Genomic DNA, 5,166 nt, shown 5'->3' with positions numbered 1-5,166 from the left:
GAGATCCCGCTCCTGACCAAGACCCCGCTTCTGACCGAGATCCCGGTCACCCTCGAACCGGTGGTCATCCCCCGTCCTCTGGCCCCCGCCCCCGCCTCCACGCCGCGCTTCCGCCCGTTCGAGCCGGCCGCCGGCGAGCGTCAGCTGCCGTCCCAGCTCGTCCCCGCCGGTCGGGGGCCGGTGTTCGAGCCCATCACCATCCCGGAGGCGACGAGCCGGTTCGACGCCTTCGCGCGCCCGGCCCGCCCGTCGCGCTCCCGGGACGCGGGGTACGCGGGCCAGGCGCGCCCGCCCCGCCTGGAGGGCGCCGGATACCGTGGCCGGCGGCGCCGTGGCGGGCACCCGATCGAGGAGCCCGCGGCGTTCGCCTCCGACGCCCCGCCGCGCGGCAGGCGGCACCGCGTGTCCGCCCCGTACTGCCCCGACCAGCAGCGCACGGACCCGCACGGACCCGGCCGCCACCGGATCGATCCCCCCTGGACCGGTCGGGACCAGGCGGTGCGCGAACGCCGCCACGCCCACGTCGCGGAGGCGCACCTCGACGGCGCGTTCGTCCAGGACGCCCCGATCCGGGGCCGCCGCCACCGCTCCCCCGCGGCCGGCCCCCTCACCACCGGGGCCCCCGCCAGGGAGTCCCGCACCGGCCCACGCAGGGGCCGCCACCGCGCCTGACACCCCAGAAGCCCGGCGCCCCAGAAGCCCGGTACCCCCGCAAAACAGCCCCCAGAAAAAGCCCTGCACCCCAGGAAAGCGGCTCTCACAGCCGCGCCGGGCGCTCCAGGCCGTAGGCGTCCGCGAAGGACTCAAGCCGCGCCACCGCGTCCCTGCCGCGGCTCCACGGCCGGACGATGAGCCGGTCCACGCCGAGCGCCGCCCACGACGCCACCTCCTCCGGCGCCCCCAGCTCGTACGCGTGCGCCGTCACCGACCCGGTCCCGCCGAGCGCGGCCAGCCGGTCGAGCTGCGGCCGGATGGACTCCAGGGTGTGCGGCATGCTGATCCACCCGTCGCACAGCCGCGCCGCCCGCCGCAGCGCGGCGCGCGACTCTCCCCCGCACAGGATCGGCAGCCGGTGCTGCACGGGCTTGGGCTCGAAGGCGACCTCGGCGAAGCTGTAGAACCGCCCCGAGTGCGCCACGGCGGGCTCGCTCCACAGCCGCCTGGTCACCTCGATGACCTCGTCCAGCCGCGCGCCCCGGTCGGCGAAGCCGAGCCCCACGGCGTCCCACTCCCCCCGGTACCAGCCCGCCCCGACCCCGCAGACGGCCCGCCCGGAGGACACCAGGTCGAGCGTGGCGAAGGCGCGGGCGGAGACGAACGGGTGGCGCAGGGCGAGCAGGTGCACGGCCGTGCCGAGCCGCACCCGGGAGGTGCAGGCGGCCAGCCAGCACAGGTAGGCGGGCGCGTCGAACAGCGGCGTCCCGGGCTTGATGCCGGGCTCGGACGTCCCCGGGTAGGCGGCCGTCGACAGGTCGGTGGCGAAGACGAGGTGCTCGGGAAGCCACACCGACTCGAAGCCCAGCTCGTCGGCCGCCACCGCGACGTCCTTCCACGCGGCCGGGTGCAGGAGCCCGAGCGGCACCCCGTACTTCACGGGTACCGCCTCGTGTCACCGCCGAGCACGGCGTCCCGGATCGCGGCGCGGTGGGCCGAGCCGCTCCCGTAGGCGGCCGACAGCGACCACGCGCGGGCCAGCCAGAACCGCAGGTCCAGCTCCTCGGTGTAGCCGATGGCGCCGTGAGTCTGCAGGGCGGCCCGCGCCGCCAGCGAGGCGGCCTCCCCTGCGGCGGCCTTGGCGGCGCTCGCGTCGCGGTCCGCGGTGGCCGCGCCCGCGTCCACGGAGACGGCCGCCCGGTGGACGAGCGGCGCGGCGAACGACACGGCGATGGCCACGTCGGCGAGCCGGTGCTTGACCGCCTGGAACGAGCCGATGGGCGCCCCGAACTGGGTGCGGGTGCGCGCGTAGGCCACGGACTCGTCCAGCAGGCGCCGGGCGACGCCGATGAGCTGCGCGGCGGTCGCCACGGTGGCCCGGAGCAGGGCCGGCGCCAGGGGCCGCTCCAGGGACGCCGAGTCGGCGTACGCCACCTCGAACAGCGGGCGGCACGGGTCGGCGCCGGGGCGGGGCGTGAGCCGTACCGCGTCCTTGGACACCAGGCGCGGCCCGTCCGGCCGCGCGACCACGAGGAGGTCGGCGAGGTCCGCGTCCGGCGCGCACGCGCCACCGGGAGGCACGACGCTCACGCGGACCGCGCCGGAGGCGAGTTTGGGGACGCCCGGCAGCAGGTACGGCGCCACGATGGCGGTCTCCACGACGGGCCCCGGCAGGCAGGCCCGCCCGGTCTCCTCCAGGGCGGGCACCGCGTCCACCAGCCCGAGGCCGAGCCCGTCTGCCTCGGGCGGGACGAGCAGCCCGAAGAACCCGACGCCGGCGAGCCGTTCCCAGGCGGGGAGGCGTTCGGTGCGCAGCGCCCGCGGCGGGCAGTGCTCCGCCAGCACGTCGCGCACGGTCGCGGCCAGGGCGAGCTGGTCGGGGGTGAAGGCGAAGTTCATCGGCGCGCCTTCCGGACGGGCCGGAGGGCGGCGGCAGGCTCGTGGGTCATCGGGGCAGCCCCAGGATTCGCTCGGCGATGATGGTGCGCTGGATCTCGTTGGTGCCCGCGTAGATCGGCCCGGCCAGCGAGAAGAGGAAGCCGTCGAGCCAGGGCGTCTCCCCGGCCCGCTCCCCGAGCAGTTCCATGGCGAGGGTGTGCATGCGCAGGTCCAGCTCGGACCAGAAGACCTTGCCCATGCTGGCGGCCGGCCCGATCTCCTCCCCGGCCATGAGGCGGCGGGCGGTCTGGAAGGTGTGCAGGCGGTAGGCCTCGGCGTCGGTCCAGCACCTGGCGGCCTGGTCGGCGAGCACCGGGTCGGCGTGCCTGGCCAGCGTGACGAGCCGGTCGGCGGTGGCCAGGAAGCGGCCGGGGCTGCGCAGGGTCAGGCCGCGTTCGGAGGAGGTGGTGGCCATGGCGATGCGCCAGCCGTCGCCCTCCTCGCCGACGACCATCGAGTCGGGCACGAACACCCCGTCGAGGAACAGCTCGGCGAACCCCGGCAGCCCGTCGAGCTGCGCGATCGGCCGGACGGTCACCTCGTCCAGGGGGAACAGGAAGTACGTCAGCCCCTTGTGCCTGGCGCCGGACGTGCGGAACAGCCCGAACCCGTGCGAGGCGTACGCGGCGCGCGAGCTCCACGTCTTGTGCCCGTACAGCCGCCAGCCGCCGTCGGCCCGCACGGCGCGGGAGGTCAGCGCGGCCAGGTCGCTGCCCGCCTCCGGCTCCGACCAGGCCTGCGCCCACACGTCGTCGGCGCGCGCCATCCGGGGCAGCCACGCGTGCCGCTGCTCGTCGGTGCCGAAGGCCATGAGCGTCGGGGCGAGCAGGAAGACGCCGTTCTGGGTGACCCTGGCGGGCGCGCCCGCCGCCCAGTACTCCTCCTCGAAGATCAGCCATTCGACGAGGGAGGCGCCCCGCCCGCCGTACTCGCTTGGCCAGGAGACGGCGGAGAGCCGTGCGGAGGCCAGCAGCGCCTCCCATGCGCGGTGCGCCTCGAAGCCCTCGGGGGTGTCCATGGACGGCAGGGGTCCGGGCACGTGGCCGGCCAGCCAGTCGCGAACCTCGGCGCGGAAGTCCTGCTCGGCCCTGGTGTAATCGAGATCCACGTCACCAAGCTAGCGCACGCTTGGTGACCTGAACAGGCTGTACTGCGTGAGCCGGCCGCGCTATGAGGCGGGGCGCGGGGCCGGAATGAGCAGGATGCACAGCATGCCCACCACGGCGGGCACCGCGAACGCGTAGAAGTTCGCGTCGAGGCCCCAGCCGGAGGCGAGGATGTAGCTGCCGTAGATCGGGCCGAGGATGGCGCCGAGCCGTCCGACGCCCAGGGCCCAGCCGAGTCCGGTGGCGCGCATCCGGGCCGGATAGTAGGTGGCGGTGTAGGCGTTGACCAGGATGGTGGTACCGATGGTGCACGCGCCCGCGACGGTGACGAGGACGTACAGCAGCGGGGTGGGCAGCGCGAAGCTGAGACCGAAGATCGACAGTGCGGCCGTCAGGAACATCGTCGCGATGACCCGCTTGGAGCCGACGCGGTCGGCGAGGGCGCCGAGCAGCGGGGTGCCGATGATGGCGCCGAGGTTCAGCGCCAGGATGAACGCGATCGCCGAACCCAGCTCGTAGCCGGCCTCGCGCATGATCTGCGCGAGCCAGGTGTTCAGGCCGTACACCAGCAGCAGCCCGATCCCGGTGCCGAGCCAGAACAGCACGGTCCCCGCGACCAGCTTCGGCGCGAACAACGACCGCAGCCCCGACAGCGCCGAAGACCCCTCTTCGCCGCGCGCCGGCCGGCCCAGCGTCACCCCGAAGCGGTGGGCCAGTTCCTCGGCCTCGGCGTGCCTGCCCCGCGCGAGCAGGTAGCCCGCCGACTCGGGCAGGTAGCGGACCACCAACGGCAGCAGCACGACGCCCAGCCCCGCACCGATCCAGAACATCGCGCGCCAGCCCAGGGCGGGGATGACCTCGATCGCGGTGAGCGAGACGATGATGCCGCCGATGGAGTACCCGGAGAACATCAGGGCGTTCGTCGTGCTCCGGTGGCGCGGGTGGGCGTACTCGATGGTGAGCGCGATCGCCGTGGGCACCAGGCCGCCGAGACCGAGACCGGCGAGGAACCGGGTCAGGCCGAAGACCGTCGGGTCGGGCGCCAGAGCGGAGCAGACCATCGCGGTGGAGAACCACCCGATGCAGGCGATCATGATGCGCCTGCGCCCGGCCAGGTCGGTGATCGTGCCGATGGCGATGGCGCCGATCAGCATCCCGACCAGGGCATACGCGCCGATGGCGCCCGCCTGCGGTTTCGTCAGCGTCCATTCGGCGGTGCCGCCGAGGAAGGTCGGCACGACGGTGCCGTAGACGATCAGGTCGTACCCGTCGATGATGATCGCGACGCTGCACAGTGCGACGACGAGATACCGGCTGGTGGTCTTGGTCTCGCCACGCATGGTGGCTTGGGGGGTGGTCATGGGCTTTCTCCTTGCTGGGATCGCCGGTCAGGCTTCGGCGTATTCTTCGGACAGCAGGGCTCCCGCTCCGGGGGCGATGGCGCGCAGGCCGAGAACCCGCATCATCT

4 protein-coding genes and 1 pseudogene are annotated in these 5,166 nt (G+C 74.4%); 1 reads left to right on the top strand and 4 read right to left on the bottom strand.

The genetic code is table 11. The features are described 5' to 3' along the window. A pseudogene (locus tag DAT37_RS12610) lies at positions 1 to 672 on the top strand (hypothetical protein); the annotation flags it as partial. An 85-nt stretch (positions 673 to 757) separates the two neighbouring features. On the opposite strand, the gene DAT37_RS12605 reads toward DAT37_RS12610, so the two are convergent. The 4 genes from DAT37_RS12605 to DAT37_RS12590 are packed head-to-tail and all read right to left on the bottom strand — an operon-like array spanning position 758 to position 5,059. Continuing rightward, positions 758 to 1,594, bottom strand: coding sequence for a TIGR03619 family F420-dependent LLM class oxidoreductase (locus tag DAT37_RS12605; RefSeq protein ID WP_109524947.1), 837 nt, complete (start codon positions 1,592 to 1,594; stop codon positions 758 to 760). Then, complete coding sequence (locus tag DAT37_RS12600; RefSeq protein WP_109524946.1) at positions 1,591 to 2,553, bottom strand: acyl-CoA dehydrogenase family protein; 963 nt, start codon at positions 2,551 to 2,553, stop codon at positions 1,591 to 1,593. The genes DAT37_RS12605 and DAT37_RS12600 overlap by 4 nt, the downstream gene beginning before the upstream one ends. 46 nt (positions 2,554 to 2,599) lie before the next feature. Further along, positions 2,600 to 3,700: an acyl-CoA dehydrogenase family protein gene (locus DAT37_RS12595; protein ID WP_109524945.1), complete on the bottom strand. Its 1,101-nt coding sequence runs from the start codon at positions 3,698 to 3,700 to the stop codon at positions 2,600 to 2,602. 60 nt (positions 3,701 to 3,760) lie between these two features. Next, positions 3,761 to 5,059 carry an MFS transporter gene (locus DAT37_RS12590; RefSeq protein WP_198654227.1) on the bottom strand — a complete coding sequence of 433 codons (1,299 nt, stop codon included), beginning with the start codon at positions 5,057 to 5,059 and terminating at the stop codon, positions 3,761 to 3,763. Positions 5,060 to 5,166 lie beyond the last annotated feature (107 nt).

This window comes from Nocardia aurea (assembly GCF_003123685.1).
GTDB classification, from domain to species: Bacteria; Actinomycetota; Actinomycetes; order Mycobacteriales; family Mycobacteriaceae; genus Nocardia; species Nocardia aurea.
Note: the sequence above shows the minus strand (reverse complement) of the source record. Positions and strands in the feature narration are given on the sequence as shown.

Bases quoted from the DNA above. Each gene is read 5' to 3' on its own strand.
- DAT37_RS12600 (WP_109524946.1), bottom strand. From the start codon at position 2,553: ATGAACTTCGCCTTCACCCCCGACCAGCTCGCCCTGGCCGCGACCGTG.
- DAT37_RS12590 (WP_198654227.1), bottom strand. From the start codon at position 5,059: ATGACCACCCCCCAAGCCACCATGCGTGGCGAGACCAAGACCACCAGC.